General features: G+C 68.2%; 14 protein-coding genes. 6 read left to right on the plus strand and 8 right to left on the minus strand.

Going from position 1 to position 16019, the window contains the following annotated elements:
- Positions 1-13: 13 nt before the first annotated feature.
- From GH2_RS05305 to GH2_RS05315, 3 genes are all read left to right on the plus strand, one after another.
- Positions 14-1204 (plus strand): TetR/AcrR family transcriptional regulator, encoded by a 1191-nt coding sequence (locus tag GH2_RS05305; protein ID WP_239588359.1) that lies wholly within the window; start codon positions 14-16, stop codon positions 1202-1204.
- 48 nt (positions 1205-1252) lie between these two features.
- Positions 1253-2161, plus strand: a complete 909-nt coding sequence (locus GH2_RS05310) for an adenylate/guanylate cyclase domain-containing protein (protein ID WP_066163968.1) — start codon at positions 1253-1255, stop codon at positions 2159-2161.
- An 88-nt stretch (positions 2162-2249) separates the two neighbouring features.
- The gene (locus GH2_RS05315) at positions 2250-4289 is read left to right on the plus strand and encodes a TerD family protein (protein ID WP_157086012.1); all 2040 of its coding nucleotides are present in this window, start codon (positions 2250-2252) and stop codon (positions 4287-4289) included.
- A gap of 18 nt (positions 4290-4307) precedes the next feature.
- Here the strand turns inward: GH2_RS05315 and GH2_RS05320 are convergent, their stop codons facing one another.
- Positions 4308-5771, minus strand: a complete 1464-nt coding sequence (locus tag GH2_RS05320; protein ID WP_084247323.1) for an MFS transporter — start codon at positions 5769-5771, stop codon at positions 4308-4310.
- Between the two features lie 216 nt (positions 5772-5987).
- Between GH2_RS05320 and GH2_RS05325 the strand changes: the two genes are divergently transcribed.
- Positions 5988-6563 carry a TetR/AcrR family transcriptional regulator gene (locus GH2_RS05325; RefSeq protein WP_169802423.1) on the plus strand — a complete coding sequence of 192 codons (576 nt, stop codon included), beginning with the start codon at positions 5988-5990 and terminating at the stop codon, positions 6561-6563.
- A 102-nt stretch (positions 6564-6665) separates the two neighbouring features.
- Here the strand turns inward: GH2_RS05325 and GH2_RS05330 are convergent, their stop codons facing one another.
- On the minus strand, positions 6666-7094 hold the full coding sequence (locus GH2_RS05330) for a hypothetical protein (RefSeq protein ID WP_066163977.1): 429 nt from the start codon (positions 7092-7094) through the stop codon (positions 6666-6668).
- A gap of 62 nt (positions 7095-7156) precedes the next feature.
- Positions 7157-8428, minus strand: a complete 1272-nt coding sequence (locus GH2_RS05335; RefSeq protein WP_084247325.1) for an ROK family transcriptional regulator — start codon at positions 8426-8428, stop codon at positions 7157-7159.
- Positions 8429-8777: 349 nt separating this feature from the next.
- Here GH2_RS05335 and GH2_RS05340 point away from each other — a divergent pair, with 349 nt between their 5' ends.
- A complete protein-coding gene (locus tag GH2_RS05340; RefSeq protein WP_066163980.1) occupies positions 8778-9437 on the plus strand; it encodes a histidine phosphatase family protein in 660 nt (219 codons plus the stop codon).
- A 670-nt stretch (positions 9438-10107) separates the two neighbouring features.
- Here GH2_RS05340 and GH2_RS05350 read toward each other — a convergent pair.
- From GH2_RS05350 to GH2_RS05365, 4 genes are all read right to left on the minus strand, one after another.
- Entirely contained in the window at positions 10108-11124 is a 1017-nt protein-coding gene (locus GH2_RS05350; protein WP_066164346.1) for a phosphotransferase family protein, read from the minus strand.
- A 14-nt stretch (positions 11125-11138) separates the two neighbouring features.
- Complete coding sequence (locus GH2_RS05355; protein ID WP_066163989.1) at positions 11139-12344, minus strand: acyl-CoA dehydrogenase family protein; 1206 nt, start codon at positions 12342-12344, stop codon at positions 11139-11141.
- 88 nt (positions 12345-12432) lie between these two features.
- Complete coding sequence (locus GH2_RS05360) at positions 12433-13032, minus strand: TetR/AcrR family transcriptional regulator (protein WP_066163992.1); 600 nt, start codon at positions 13030-13032, stop codon at positions 12433-12435.
- 4 nt (positions 13033-13036) lie between these two features.
- A complete protein-coding gene (locus GH2_RS05365; protein WP_066163995.1) occupies positions 13037-13699 on the minus strand; it encodes a TetR/AcrR family transcriptional regulator in 663 nt (220 codons plus the stop codon).
- A gap of 75 nt (positions 13700-13774) precedes the next feature.
- Between GH2_RS05365 and GH2_RS05370 the strand changes: the two genes are divergently transcribed.
- Positions 13775-14638 (plus strand): oxygenase MpaB family protein, encoded by an 864-nt coding sequence (locus GH2_RS05370; RefSeq protein WP_066163998.1) that lies wholly within the window; start codon positions 13775-13777, stop codon positions 14636-14638.
- A 37-nt stretch (positions 14639-14675) separates the two neighbouring features.
- On the opposite strand, the gene GH2_RS05375 is transcribed toward GH2_RS05370, so the two are convergent.
- A complete protein-coding gene (locus GH2_RS05375; RefSeq protein WP_066164001.1) occupies positions 14676-15992 on the minus strand; it encodes an alpha-hydroxy-acid oxidizing protein in 1317 nt (438 codons plus the stop codon).
- Between the last annotated feature and the right edge of the window lie 27 nt (positions 15993-16019).

Below are 16019 nucleotides of genomic sequence, written 5' to 3' on the forward strand. Positions count from 1 at the left end.
TGGTCGTATCACCATGACACGCTCGAAGCAGGCCGGGACTCCGCGTCCGGCGAACCGGAAAAGGCAGCTGATCGATCACAGCGCGCAGCTGTTCCTTCAGCACGGGTACCCCCAAGTGTCCATGGCCGACATCGCCCGGGCAGCCGGTGTCACCGCCCCTTCGCTGTATCGTCATTTCGCCGACAAGCAGGCGTTGCTCTACGCCGCAGTCCTCGCCGGCGTCGACGGTCTGCAGGCCGGTACCGACACCGCGCTCGCCGCGGCCGACGGCGATCGGCACGCATTCATCGCATCAGTCTGCGGATCCATGGCGCGCAGGCAGAACGCGTCGACGCTCTGGCGCTGGACCGGGACCTATCTCACTCCGGAGCAGAATCGCGAGGTGGTCAAAGGAACCCGCGTCGCACTCGCGCAGTGGGCGGACCTGTTGTTCACCGACCGCGAGTTGCTCGATTGGGAACAGCGCCAACTGGTCTGGACCATGTTGAGCGTCGTGGGGAGCCTGTCAGTGCATCGTGCACGACTGCCTGCGGCCCAGGCCGTGCGTGAACTGACGGCGGCCGCGGAGCGACTCGTCGAACTCACTCCGTCGCTCGCCACCGACCTGCGGGTGCCGCCGCCCATCGATGTCCCCGGCGACGACCGGCGCACCGAGATCCTCGACGCCGCCGCCGAGTTGTTCTCCGCGCGAGGCTACGGCCCGGTGACCGTCGACGAGATCGGCGCGGCCGTCGGCATCACCGGCCCCAGTGTGTACAAGCACTTTCCGTCGAAGGCCGCGATCCTCATCGAGATCGGTCGACGCAGCGGCGCCCGCCTGGAGGTCGGTGTGATGGCCGCGTACGCGGCCGGTTCCGACGACGCCGATCGGCTGGCGCTGATGGTCGACTCGTACGTCGCCACCATCACCTCGATCCCCGATCTCTCGGTCTCGTTCAACAACGCGTCCGCGCTGTCCGGCGACCCGTCGTCCCGGGAACTGATCGACATCCAGCGCCGTTACGTCATGCGCTGGATCTCGCTGCTCACCGCGATCCACGGCATCGGCGAGGCCGAGGCCGCGGTCGCGGTCCATGCCGCGTTGTCGATGGTGAACGACGCCGTGCGCGTGCGGAGAGGGGTCGAGAGGCCCGACTTCCCGGCGCAGATGGCGTATCTGATGCGGGGCGTGCTGGGGCTGTCACCGTCGCCCGACCAGCCGTAGCCACCCGTAGCCGCCCCGTCGGCGTCGCCGACTCGATAGCGTGAGCGCATGATTGTGCCACGGCATGACGCCACGTATTCGCGCAATGAACTCATCGCCGCGATCGGCGTCGACCAGACCTACGGCGAGAAGATCTGGACCGCCTTCGGTTTCGGACGTCAGAAGTCCGACGCCAAGCTGTTCACCGACGACGACGTGGAGGCGTTCCGCCTGTTCGCGCGCGGGGCGGCCGTCGTCGACGAGTCCGCGCAGATAGCGACGGCGCGAACCATCGGACTGTCACTGGCCCGATTGGCCGATTGGCAGGCCGACCAACTCCTCGAGTTCTCCGAGAATCCCGACGTGACCTGGACGCTCGACGAGATGGCCAAGGCGCTCAGCCGCATCCAGCGGCTCGTCTGGCGGATCCACCTGTCGATCGCACTGGAAGGCAGCCGATCGTCGCACACCGGTCACGACGACCACGACGACTGGACCACCACGGTCGGCTTCGTCGACCTCGTGGGATACACCAGCCTCTCGCGGCAGCTCGACCACCGCGAGCTCAACGAGCTGATCACGAGTTTCGAGCATGCCGTCTCCACCGTGATCACCATGCACGACGGGCAGGTGATCAAGACCCTGGGCGACGGCATCCTGTTCGCGAACAGCGACCCGATCCGAGCCGCCCGGACCGCACTCGCCATCGCTGACCTGAGCGGCGTCCCGCCGCTTCCCCAGTTGCGCATCGGCATCGCCGAAGGCGAGGTCCTCGCCCGCCTCGGCGACGTCTTCGGCGAGCCGGTCAACATCGCGGCCCGGCTCTGCGGATCGGCGCGCCCGGGGACGATCCTGATCGACGACAACATGGCCGCGGCCATCGACGACGACGAGCGATTCCGAGTCCGCAGCATCGCCCCGCTCAGCGTCCGCGGCTATCGACGCCTGCGCGCGAGCACCCTGTCGCGGCCGAAATAGTCGAGATCGGTTGACCGCGATCGCTCGACCGGACGATAGAACCGGAACCCGGCACAACCACTGAGGTGTCGGAGGTACGTTCCACAAGGTGACTGTTGCATCGCTCAACGAAGTGGGAACATCGTCGCCGACCGACGGCATGCGGCTGTCCAAGGGTGCCAACCTCACCCTCGCCTCCGCCGACAGCAGCGCGGAGACGATCACCGTGACCGTCGAGGTCACCGCTGACCACGATCTCACCACAGACACCAGCGTGCTTCTCCTCGGCCACGACGGCCGAGTCCGGTCCAGTGACGATCTGGTCTTCTACAACCAGGCGAGCGGAGCCGACGGCAGCGTCCGCCTGCTCGACCGCATCGACGCAGGCGACGGGCCGACGAGCGACGCCATCGAGATCGATCTCGCGCGCATCCCGGCCGATGTCGAGCGGATCGTGATCGGAGCCAGCATCGACGACATCGAGCGAACGTTCGGCGATGTGCGCGATGCCACGCTCATCGTCTCCACCGATGCGGGCACCGTCGCCCGGTATCCGATCGACGGGCTGACCGCTGAGCGGGCACTGGTGTTCGGCGAGGTCTATCGTCGCCACGCGGACTGGAAGCTCCGCGCCGTCGGGCAGGGTTACGCGGGCGGTCTGGCCGCACTGGTGACAGAGTTCGGCGTCGAGGTGGACGCCGACGACGGCGTCGACCCCGATGCGGGACCCGAGGGAGCCGAGCCTTCCACCCTGGAGCCTTCTACCCCCGACTCGCCCGTCACCGATTCGTCCACCACTGAGTCGTCCACCACCGGGGAACCTGCGCCGGAGTCGGCGAATGTGCAGATCAAGAGGACGCGGCGCGCTGTGAAGCTGCCGAAGGACTGGACCCAGCGCACCAGCCCGTACCTCGCGGTCCCGGCGGAGAAGCTGCCGTACCACCGGGCCGGGCTGTTTCCCGCGGTCCATGCGAAGACCTCGGTCAATCACGAGCAGCGGGCCACGTCGATCCTGCTCGCGACGATGGAGATCGTCCGTGAGTTCGGACGCGCAGTTCTGGGCCAGGTCGGAGCTCCCGGCGGTCGAATCGAGTCGTTCGTCGAACCGGAGTTCACCGTGAACGGCGCACAGGCGCGCCCCGACGGATTGATTCGCGTGACTCGCGGCGCGAGCGTCTGGACGGCACTGGTCGAGGTCAAGATCGGCGGCCGCCGACTCGACGCGGCGCAGGTGAACACCTATCTCACCGTCGCGAAGGCGAACCGCTTCGACGCCGTGATCACCATCAGTCCCGATCTGACACCCGCCTCGGGCGACTGGCCGGTGGATCCCGACCCGAAGCTCATCAAGTCGGTGCAGCTCCACCACATCGCGTGGGAGGAGGTGATCGCCGCTGCGTCGATCACGCTCCAGCACACCGGCATCGGGAATCGAGAACGCAGTCGAGTACTTCACGAGTTCCTCACCTACGCAGTCCATCCGGCCAGCGGCATGCAGGTGTTCGACGACATGGGCACCCACTGGGTTCGGGTGCGCGATGCGGTGAAGACCCGGACCATCAGCCCGACGGACTCGGCGACGAACGAGGTCGGAGAGAACTTCGACCGCCTCACGCGGCACACGTCGCTCGTCTTGTCGGCGCTGCTCGGCCAACGGGTGCAGGCGATCCCGCCCGCCGAACACAAGGACGCCGTCAGTCGTGCACGGCAGCTCGCCGACTCCGGCCGACTGTTCGGCACCCTCCGCACCGCAGGCCTCGTCGGCCCCGTCGTCATCGAGGCCGACCTCGCCCGCGATCGCGCCATCTGCGCCGTCACCGTCGCCGCGCCGCGCGACGGCCGTCCCCTCACCCACGTGAATTGGCTGCTCCGCCAGCTCACCGACGTCGGTCCGCGCACTCGGATCGTTGCACACCATGCAGGAACGCGAGACACGACCGCAGTTCTGCTCGGCAAGGCCCTCGAGGATCCGACCGTCCTGGTTCCCGCCGACGGCCGCAGCATCCGCGAGTTCACGGTCTCTGCGGACAAGTCGACGGGGACCAAACGGGCCGGCTCGTCGGGCGGATTCGCCACCACCGTCACGGCGTTCGTCCTCGAGTTCTACGACGAGATCGCCTGCGTCCTCAAGGCTCCCACGCGGTCGTGAGCACGCGCCGGTCCTGCCTCAGCCGACCTTGACCGTCTCGACCTCCGCGGCCGTCTCGGACGCGACGTCGAGCACTTCACCGTGATCGGGCTGTCGCGGGATCACCGCGGTCACCGCGAAGGCCAGCACTGCGGCACCGCCCGCGATCAGCATGATGGTGGTGAATGCGCTGCCGCTGGCGAACTCGCGGCCCATGAGATCGACGGTCATCTGCGCGACGACCACGCCGGAGATCGCCGAGGCGAACGAGGTTCCGAGCGACCGCATGAGCGTGTTGAAGCTGTTGGCCGCACCGGTCTGCGATGCGGGCACCGCACCCATGATCAGTGCGGGCATCGCGCCGTACGCCAGACCCGTTCCGATGCCGATGATGATGCCGATGAGCACCAGCTGCCACTCCGAGTGCAGGGCGAACGCACCGACGAAGTAGCCGACGGCGACGACGACGGCACCGCACATGAGGGTGATCTTGGGGCCGAAGGTGTTGGTGATGTACGACGAGACGGGGGCTGCGACCAGCAGCATGATGCCCATCGGGGCCATCACCAGGCCGGCCATCAGCATGGAACCGCCCAGACCCGACCCGGTCTGTTCGGGAAGCTGAACCACCTGCGGAAACACCATCGACGTGGCGAACATCGCGAAGCCGAACGCCACCGACGCGATGTTGGTCAGCAGCACCTGCGGCCGAGCCGACACCCGCAGGTCGACGATCGGGGCCTTGGTCCGCAGCTCCCACGCTCCCCAGACGCCGAACGCGATCACCGCGACGAGGAAGCAGGCGAGGGTGGTCGACGAGGTCCATCCCCACGTCGCACCCTTCGACACACCGAGGAGCAACGCCACCAACGCCGCCGACAGCGTCAGCGCGCCGGCGAAGTCGAATCCGCCGCCCGAGCGTGCGGGCGACTCCGGGACGACGAGCGTCACGACGACGAAGCTGACGACGCCGAGGATCGCCGACACCCAGAACAGCCAGTGCCACGACGCGTACTCGGCGATCACCGCGGCGATCGGCAGACCGAACGCGCCGCCGACGCCCAGCGATGCGCTCATCATCGCCACCGCGCCCGCAAGCTTCTCCTTCGGCAACACATCGCGCATCACGCTGATCCCGAGCGGGATCACACCGGCAGCGAGCCCCTGCAGGGTGCGTCCGACGATCATCGGCAGCACCGAGTCGCTCAGCGCACCGACCACCGATCCCACCGTCATCAGCACGATGCTGACCAGCAGCATGCGCCGTTTGCCGAACATGTCGCCCAGCCGGCCCATGGTCGGCGTCGCGACCGCCGCGGCGAGCAGCGTCGCGGTGATGACCCACGCGGTGTCGTCGGCCTCGGCGTTCAAGTACTCCGGCAGGTGCGGGATGATCGGAATGACGAGCGTCTGCATCAGCGAGACGACGATTCCGGCCAACGCCAGCACGGCCACGACGGCGCCGGTCTTCGGCGGCGCCCCGCTCGGTGAGTTCACGGACATAACTTCTTCACTCCCCATGTTCAGGTCCTGATCGACACTGGTCGCATCGAGTGGTCACATCAACCGTCTCGGCCTGCCAGCCGACTAACCGGAGGCGGCTCCGGTTCGATACCTTAAAGCGGAGGACCCTCCGCTTGCAAGAGCGGGTGAATCAGATCACGCGGGTATGGTGACGCCAGGCGGCCCCGCGGAGGGCGTACCAGAAGGAGACGACCTGTGGGAACGGACTCAGCACCGGCGCCGACGAATGTGCGCGCGGACGCGCGGACCAATCGAGCGCGCATTCTCCAGGCCGCGACACTGGTCCTCGGCCGGGACGGTGCAGACGCCACCCTGAGTTCCATCGCAGGCGAAGCGGGCGTGGGCATCGGCACGCTGTACCGGCACTTCCCCAACCGCGGACTGCTCGTCGAGGCCGTCTACCGCAACCGAGTGGTCGACTTGTGCGACGCGGCGGCCCCGCTCCTCGCTGCCGGGCCGACCGCGCACGACGCGCTGCGCGCATGGGTCGGCAGATTCGCCGCGATGCTCGTCGCGGACCGTGACGTGCCTGCTGCCCTGCAGCCCGTGCTGGCCTCCGACGACGGGTTCCGCCAGGAGTCCAGCGCCCTGTTGCGGGGCGCAGTGCAGTCACTCCTCGACGCGGGACTCCCCAGCGACGAATTCCGAACGGACGTCACGCCGGTCGACATCCTGCGGATGGTCACCGGCTTCTCGTACTTGGCGGGTTCACTGGGCGAGGTCGCCACGCCGATCGACGTCATGATGAACGGACTCCGCCCCACCGATTGAGGCCGTGTTACCTGGTGGCAGTCGCCCCCACCTTGGTCGAGCGCTGCCCGCGAGCGGAGCGAGCACGCCGTTGTCGGACCGCCGCGAGTTCGGCGACCTCGACTATCGCCGGTCGCGCTCGTCGTCGGTCTTGACTCCCATGAGGCCGAACACCGGCGTCGTCACCTTCTCCAGTGCCGCCACGGTCTCGGCCTGCCGCTGGGCGAACTCGGCGACGATCCCCGACAGCTCCGCCTGCGCCTCCGCGAACTTGGCGATGGTCTCGGCGAGCTGGCGCTGTTGAACGATGAAGTCGTGCATCGGCTCGGCGATGACGCCCGCCAGTCCCGTTGCGCTGCCTGCCAATCCGGTGACCGCAGTGCTGAGTTCAGCGACCTGTTTCAGCAGTTCGTCCGGTGCGTTGCCTCCGGCGGTCGCGATGGCCCGGACTCGCTGCAGCGTCTCGCCTGCGACGCGCAGCGCCTGCTCCTGCGATCGCGCGAACAACCCAGCGGGATCGTCCGTCGAGCGATCCTCGTTCTCCTGCGCCATGGCAGCAGGGTAGCCCCATCCGGGGCGCCTGAGCGGTAGTTCCGTCCAGGTGCGTGCCGGTGTCAGGCGGTCCGAGCCAACGCCTCCAGCGGGTCGGCGTAGATGGCGTCGAGCGCGACGGCGCCCGCGGCCTTCTGCTGCACGGTGATCGCCGAGCGGGCGACGCGGACGTCGCGCTGAGTGATGACGGTGGTGGCGCGCAGGGCCTTGCTGACCGCCGGGAGCGCCTCCGGGTAGTCGGTGAACGCCTGACCGCCGAGGATCACGTGGTCCGGGTTGAAGATGTCGGAGATCAGCGCCACCGTGCGACCGAGCACTTCGCCGCGCTCGGTCAGGATGGCGTTGGCGACGGCGTCGCCGGTCCGCGCTTCGGCCCGCAGTTCGTCGAGCGACGAGACGTCGATGCCCGCCTTCTGCGCCGCGTAGAGCACCGCGGTATCACTGACCGCCTGCTCCAGCCGACCGGTGTTGTCCGGATCAAGCAGGGTGGTGGGCCCGGTCGGGAAGTGACCGATGGTCGGCGGACCCGCCGCCGGAGTGTGCACTGCACCGTCGACGCTGAATGCGATGCCGACCATTTCGCGAGCGTAGAAGTACAGGAAGTTCTGGTTCTGGTCTGCGGGATTGACCACCTGTTCGGCGGCGGCCATCGCCTCGACGTGCGAGGCCACCGACACCGGCAGTTCCAGCGCCTCGGCGATCAGGCGACCGACGGGCACGCCCTGCCAGCCGAGTCGCGGATGATCCACGACGCCGCCGTCGACCACGCGACCGCCGATGGCGACACCGGCCCAGAGCAGGCGCTTGCCGACCCACCGGTCGGCGAACCGGCGGGCGCTGGCGCCGATCTGCGCCACCACCTCGTCGGGCGTGGCCGCCTGCGGCGTCGGGATGGAGATGGCGCCCGCAACGCGATGCTGGAGGTCGTGCGTCGTGATCGAGGTGACCTGATAGCCGATGTGAATCCCGACGGTGAGGAACCCGTCGGTGTTGACCTCGAACGGCACGCGCGGTCGACCGACGGCGCCGGGCGGCGTCAGATCGGCGCGCTCACGGATCAGACCGGCCTTCAGCAGAGCACTGACCTGGCGGTTCACCGTCGAGATGGACAGACCGGTGAGCGCGGCGGCGTCGTCCCGGAACACCGGGCCGGAGACGCGTGCGGCGCGCAGCACCAGCGCTGCGGCCTTGGTGGAGAACTGCAGGTCGGCAGTCGTGACGTACAGGGGTGCCGGCGTCCGCTGCGAGGTCTTGACGGCGGTACGGGCCGGGGTGCGCACCGCACCGATGTGGGCAGAGTTCGCAAGGATGGGGCGATCGAGCGTGGAAGTCATGATATTCGGATGTCCTGTTGCCGAGGCGAGGCCGCATTCGTGGGCCACCGCTCAAGTGGGCTCACGCCGATCAGCGTGAGTCGGAGCTGGGTCAGCGCATTCGACAGCAACAAAGGACCCGAGCCAGCGGCAGACGACACCCCAGAGCGGTGGTCACATAGGTGACCTCCGGGACGGCGAAGGGCTGACTGGTCATAATCACCGAAGTTAGCAAGGGCCCACCGCGGTGGCAAGCCGACGCCGACCGATATCGTGGAAATGTGACGCCCGCCTCGACCTGCACTGGTGGTGGTGGGCACTTCTGATTCGTTCGCCCGCACTCGGGCGGCGACGCGACAGCGAGGTAAGCGTGGGAGTTCTGTACATCGTCCGGCACGGGCAGGCGCCCGCGCACGCCTACGGTCCGGATGCGGCGACCATCGGCGGCCCCGGTCTCACCGGCCTCGGCTTTGTGCAGGCCAGGGCTGCAGGCCAGGCGCTCGCGCGGCGCGTGCCGTCGTTCGACGCGGCGTTCTGCGGCGATCTGCCCCGCCAACAGGCGACGCTCGCCGGCGTTCTGGAGGCGTTCGACGACGCGCCCGACGCGGTGGTCGACCCCGAGTGGAACGAGTACACGACTCCGGAACTGCCGGAGGCCAAGGACATCTACCGCGGCGGCGGCAAAGTGTTCCAGGACGCGATCACCCGTGCGCTCGGTGAGTGGATCGACGGCGCCGACATCGGGCCCGAGACGTTCGCGGCGTACGCGGCGCGCACCCGGGCCGCCGCCGACCGTGCCGCGGCGGCGGCCGGATCAGGCCAGAACGTGCTGGTCGTATCGTCGGCGGGTTCCATCACCCAGCTCATCGCCCAATTGTGGGGCGTTCCCGACCAGGCCTGGCCCGCGATGTCGCGCACCTTCGTCAACACGTCCATCACCACGGTCCTGGCCGGCCGACGCGGTATGACGCTGGTGTCGTTCAACGAGCACGCGCACGTCGCCGGCGACGAGTTGTTCTCGTACCGGTAGCGCGGACCCAGCCCGCGGCGGCCTCGATGTCCGCCCCTCACGCTGGTCGAGTAAGCACGCGAGCGCAGCGAGCCTGCGCATCGAGACCAAACCCAGGCCGGTCCCCACAGCGATCTCGATGCGCTCCTCCGTCGCTCACTCGACCAACGTAGGAAGAACCCGCCCCCTCACGCTGGTCGAGTAAGCACGCGAGCGCAGCGAGCCTGCGCATCGAGACCAAACCCAGGCCGGTCCCCGCCGCGGCCTCGATGCGCTCGTACCTCGCTTACTCGACCAACGTGACGAAGACCCAGCCCGCCGCGGTCTCGATGCGCTCGTACCTCGCTCACTCGACCAACGTATGAAAGAACCCCGCCCCCTCACGCTGGTCGAGTAAGCACGCGAGCGCAGCGAGCCTGCGCATCGAGACCCAACCCAGGCCGACTCCCGCCGCGGCCTCGATGCGCTCCTTCGTCGCTCACTCGACCAACGTGACGAAGACCCAGCCCGCCGCGGTCTCGATGCGCTCGTTCCTCGCTTACTCGACCAACGTAGGAAGAACCCGCCCCTCACGCTGGTCGAGTAAGCACGCGAGCGCAGCGAGCCTGCGCATCGAGACCGAACCCGGTCTCGATGCGCTCGTACTCGACCAACGTGATGAAGACCCAGCCCGCGACCGGCGTGAGACGAACTAGCCGATGGCGCGGAGACCGGCGGCGATGAACGCGCCGGTCGCCTCGGCGGCGCGCTCGGCGCCCGCGGAGCCCGACGACCCGCCCGAGAGCGCCCGGTGGGTGATGCCCTCGGCGATCACGCCGAGCTTCAGGTTCGCCAGGCCGAGGTAGAAGGACCAGTCCCCGAGGTCGGCTCCGGTCACGTCGGCGTACCGCTGGGCGAACCCGTCCGCGTCCGGGTAGCGGTCGCTGGTCCAGGCGGCATCGAAGCCGAGGACCGCAGAGAACGCCGGATCGCGGTAGACGCACATCAGCGCGACGTCGGTGATCGGATCACCGAGCGCCGCCAGTTCCCAGTCCACCACCGCCGCGATCTTTCCGGGGTCGTCGGGCGCGAGGATGGTGTTGTCGATGCGGAAGTCGCCGTGCACGATCGAACTGCGCGCCTGCGTCGGCACCCGCTCGGCGAGCGCGGTCGCCAGCTTCTCGACGTCGTCCAACTCGCGAGTCTTCACGATGCCCCACTGGCGCGCCCACAGCTTGATCTGCCGCGCGGCGAACCCCTCCGGCCTGCCGAACTCGCCGAGCCCGACCGCCTGATAGTCCACGGCGTGCAGGTCCGCGATGGTCCGGACCAGCGCATCGGCGCCGGCGGTGACCTCGTCGTCGGAGAGCACGGACAGATCGTCGATGGACCGGATCACGCGGCCGTCGACGAACTCGACGACGGTGCAGGGCGCCCCGATCGTCGCCCCGTCACGGTCGATCGCGACCGTGGTCGGCACCGGAACGGCACTGCCGACCAGCGCCGACGTCACGTCCCATTCGCGATTCATATCGTGCGCCGACGGCGTCAACCCACCCATCGGCGGGCGGCGGGCCACCCAGTGGTGCACGTCGTCGCGCACCTCGAACGTCAGGTTCGACCGTCCGCCGCTGATCAACTCGACGCGCAGGTCACCGACGACGTCGACCCCCGCCGAATCGAGCAGTCGTCGCAGGTCATCGGCTTTCAGGCCCGGATGTTCGGTCACCGGATCTCCTTCGGTCACTGCGCGGCCCGCGCCTTGCGGACGCGTCCGACGGCGCGCTTGGCGATGGCCCAGCGGTGGACTTCGCTGGGGCCGTCGTAGATGCGGAACGGCCGAAGCTCGGCGGCCAGTCGGGCGAGCGGCAGGTCTTCGGAGACGCCGAGGCCGCCGCACATCTGCATGGCGCGATCGGCGACACGGGAGAACGCCTCGGCGCCGAAAGTCTTGGCGATCGACGTCGAATCGGAGGCGTGCTCGCCCAGGTCGAGTTCGTAGCAGGCGCGCACCAGCAGGGCGCGCGCAGCGGCGAGGTCGATCTCGTTGTCGGCGATCATCTGCTGCATCATGCCGAGATCCGCGAGCCGCCCGCCGAAGCCTTCGCGCTGCTCCACGTAGTCGACGGCGATCCGATGCGCCCGGACGGCACTGCCCATCCAGCGCATCACATGCGTCATGCGCGCCGGGCCGAGGCGGACCTGCGCGTAGCGGTAGCCCTCGTGGGGTTCGCCGAGGACGTCCTCGTCGGGCACGAAGACATCGGTGTAGCGGACCTCACAGTGGCCGCCGATCATCGCCTTGTCGGTGGTGTGCACGTGGCGCTCCACGACGATGCCCTCGGTGTCCGACGGGGCCAGGAACATGGTGGCGCCGCCGCGATCGCCGGGTTTGCCCACGGTGCGCGCCATGATGATGTGGAAGGCCGCCCCGTCGGCGCCGGTGATGAATCGTTTGAAGCCGTTGATCTTCCAGCCGCCGGGCACCTTCTCGGCCATGGTGTTCAACGCGTTCGGATCCGCGCCCGCACCGGGTGCCGGCTCGGTCATCGCGAACGCGCTGCGCATCTCGCCCTGCGCCAGCGGCGCCAGGTATTTGACCTTCTGCTCGTCGGTCGCGATGTGGGCGAGCATGTGGACGTTGCCTTCGTCGGGCGCCCCGATGTGCAGCGCGACCGGACCGAACGTCGACCCGCCCGCTGCTTCGAAGACCGGCGCACGGTCGGACATGTTCAGACCCAGTCCACCGAACTCGACCGGCGCATGCGGAGCGAACACGCCGGCAGCCCGGGCCTTGGCATTGAGTTCGCGGCGGATGTCGTCACCGCCCGCTGCGGTGATGTCGCCCGCGAACTCGGTCTCGACGGGCAGAACCTCGTCGGCGATGAACGCCTCCGTGCGCGAGACCAGGTCTTGTACCTGCGCGCTGTAAGCAAGATCGACAGCCATGGAACCCTCCAGAAATCGCCACCGAACGAGCGCTCGGTCAGCGTTAGGGTGCCATGTTCACCGACGGACCGTCAAGCCGTCGTGCGAATCAGCGCGGCTGATAGCCGACGATCGCTCGCGCGAAGTCCAGATTCTGTTTGATCAATTCGTCGGCGCTCATCAGCCCGTCGACCCGATACCAGGTGGATACGCCGACGCACATCGTCGCGACCGCCCGCGCCGCACCCTTGGGTGCCGCCGTGGTGAACGCGCCCTCCGCCACGCCCGCTACGACGACGTCGTCGACCATGCGCTGCTGCTTGATCCGATGTCCGATGTACACGCGGTGATACTCCGGATCCAGACTGCGCAGCTCGGTGGAACCGACGAAGGCCTGCTCGCGGCGATACATGTGGAAACGCAACAGCGATTCGACGACGGCGTCGAACTTGTCGACCGGGTTGTCCCCCGCCTCGATGAGCGCCTCTTCCGAGCGCCGCAGCAGATCGGACATCGTCAGTTCCAGCAGCCCCTGCAACAGGGACTGCTTGGACGGATAGTGGTGATACAGCCCGGGGACCGACAGTCCGGCGCGCGCGGCGATATCGCGGACCGAGGTGCCGTGATAACCGTGCTCGACGAAGGCGTCCAGCGCCGCCGCAAGCGGCACCGGAAGGTCGCTCGCGCCGTAATCGCGCCAGTTCGTCATACAGCTAACTTAGCTTTGCGTCCGCCGGATCCGCGGCCCGACTCTCGGGAAGGAGCATCTGAACGCAGATGCCGACCAACGCCGAGCGGTCCAGATCGAGCAATCCTTCGGTCCACGACGCGAGGACTCGCCCCAGTCCGCCGACCTGAAAATGCGCAGCCGCCAGGGTCTCCTGACCACCGCTGACCTTGGCCACCGCGGGCGCGCTCTGGAACGTGAGATCGGTGAAGAGCCGGATCATCTCGGCGCGCTTGGTGGCGATCACCGGACTCCGCAGGGTGTCGGAGAAGATGACACGACCTTTGCGCGGGTCACCCTCGATCACGTCGACGATGGCTTCGACGGCGCCGATCACCTTCCCTCGCGGGCTCGACCCCGCGCCGAAGCCGGCGAGAGCCCGTTCGGCGATCTGGCCGATGATCATGTCGTAGGTCGCCTCGACGAGGACGTCGGCGTTCGCGAAGCTCTCGTAGAAGTACCGCGGGGTGAGCGCGGCGCGCGCACAGATGCCCCGCACGGTCACCGATCCCGGTTCGGGCTCGGCGAGCATGTCGAGGGTCGCGTCCATCAGCGCGGCGCGCCGCCGTGCGACGCGGGCGTCGCCCGACTCACCACCGTAGGCGCGGAGGCCCGCTGCTGATTCGTCGGAGTTGCTCACATCAAACATCTTGACACCTCGGTGGTCCCAGCGTTGAATCAAAGGGGAAACATGCGTTATCACTTTACCGAACCGGGAGTTCCGATGACCGCTGAAGCAACCGATGCCAATACCGCACACGTCCCGTCGCGACGCACCGAACTCGACGCGCAGGTGGTCGACGATCTGGACATGGTCGGCCTCGCGCTCTTGGGCGGTCCGGCCAACGTGATCATGCAGCTCGCCGTGCCCGCAGTCGGATACGGAGTCTTCGAGAGCAAGGTCGATTCGGGCAACCTGTTCAAAGTTCCGGTCAAGCGCACCCGCACCACGCTCACCTACCTCGCCGTGGCGGCGATGGGCAGCGCGGAAGACCGCCGTCGCTACCGGCAAGCGGTCAACAAGTCGCACACGCAGGTCCGCTCCACCGACGACAGCCCGGTGAAGTACAACGCGTTCGACCCCACGCTGCAGCTCTGGGTGGCCGCGTGCCTGTACCGCGGGTGGGAGGATTCGCAGCGCTTCTTCGGCGACCCGTCGAAGATCACCGAGGAGGCCTATCGCCAGGGCGCCGTCATGGGGACCACCCTGCAGATGCCGCCGGAGATATGGCCCGCCACCCGCGCCGACTTCGAGAGGTACTGGATCGAGACCGTCGACGGCCTGGAGGTCGACGAGACCATCCGCGAGTACCTGATGCGCATCGTGCGCATGGACTTCATGCCCAAGCCCGTCGCGTTGACCATGGGGTGGTTCTCCGAGACGATGACCATCGGGTTTCTCCCTGACGAGTTCCGCCGCAAGATGGGCATCGCCCCCACGCGCGCGCAAGAGCGGTTCTTCGCCGCCCACAACGCGATCGCCCGCCGCGTGCTGCGCGTCCTCCCCCGCCCCCTCACAGCGTTCCCGTTCAACCTCCTGCTGGCCGACGTCCGCTGGCGGATGCGTACCGGTCGCCCGCTGATCTGAGCATTCCCGCGGCGGGAACGAGGCGATGCGGCGAGAGTCAGCCCAGCCGCTTGAGCGCTCGCCGATCGAGGTCCGCCACATCCCGATGGCCCGACAGTCCCAACGTCAGGTCCAGTTCGCCGATGATGTTGGCGACGGCGTCGCGGGCGCCGTCGGTGCCGTCGAGGGCCAGACCGTACATGTGAGGGCGGCCGATGCACACGGCGTCGGCCCCCAGCGCGAGGCCCTTGAACACGTCCGAGCCGGTGTAGAACCCCGAGTCGACGAGGATCTTGAGCTTGCGGTCCTTGTTCCGTCCGCCGCTCCCCACGCCGTCGACCGCGTCGACGATGTCGACCAGCGCATCGGTCGACGAGATGGAGCCGTCGACCTGCCGGCCACCGTGGTTCGAGACGATGATGCCGTCGATTCCCGCCTCGACGGCCAGCAGCGCGTCGTCGGGATGCAGGATTCCCTTGAGCACGATCGGCAGCGCGGTGCGGTCGCGCAGGGTGGCGATGTCGTCCCAGTTCAACGACGGCCGCGAGTAGATGTCGAGGAACGTCTGGACCGCGGCGCGGGGTTCGGGCTTGGTGAGGTTGTCGCGGAGATCGCCGGGCACGTTACGGGCGATGGAGAACAGCGTTTTGATCGCGCCGAGGGAGATCGCCGGTTTCTCACCGGTCGCGGCTTTGAGACGTTCGGCGACGATCTCCCAGAACGACGGGTCCGAGGTGTACTGGCTGATGCCCTCGGCACGCGCGAACGGCAGCGAACCGAGGTTCAGATCCTGCGGGCGCCATCCGAGCATGGTGGTGTCGAGGGTGACCACGAGCGCGGCGGCGCCCATCTTCTCCGCGCGGTTGATGAGGCTGGTGACCAGCCGCTCGTCGCTGGACCAGTAGAGCTGGAACCAGCGCGGCGCGCCGGGCTTCACCGTGTCCATTGCGGCCGCGACGTCCTCCATCGGCGCGCAGCCCTGGTTGGAGAAGATGTACGGCACGCCCAGTTGCGCGGCGGCCTCACCGATGTGGACGTCGGCGTTCGGGTGCGCGAGCGCGCCCGCACCGACCGGTGAGAAGAGGATCGGAGCCTCGAGTCGCTGGCCGAAGAGTTCGGTCTCCAGGTTCCGCTGCGACGTGTCGCGGAGCATGCGGGGAACGATCGCCCAGCGGTCGAGCGCGTCGCGGTTGGCATCCATGGTCCGGCCCTCGCCGGCGCCGCCTGCGATGTACGCCCACCCGCGTCGGCTCATCACCGCCTGCGCGCGCCGTTCCAATTCCGCGAAGTCGGCGGGCACCGTGGGCTTACGCCCGTGAATTCCCGCGGTGTAGATGTCGTTCTGCCGAGCTCTGCCGAAGGCGATCGAAACCATGGGTTTCATTGTGGCGCAGAGCGCCGG

It is taken from the genome of Gordonia hydrophobica NBRC 16057 (genome assembly GCF_001592365.1).
In the GTDB taxonomy this organism is placed as follows: Bacteria; Actinomycetota; Actinomycetes; order Mycobacteriales; family Mycobacteriaceae; genus Gordonia; species Gordonia hydrophobica.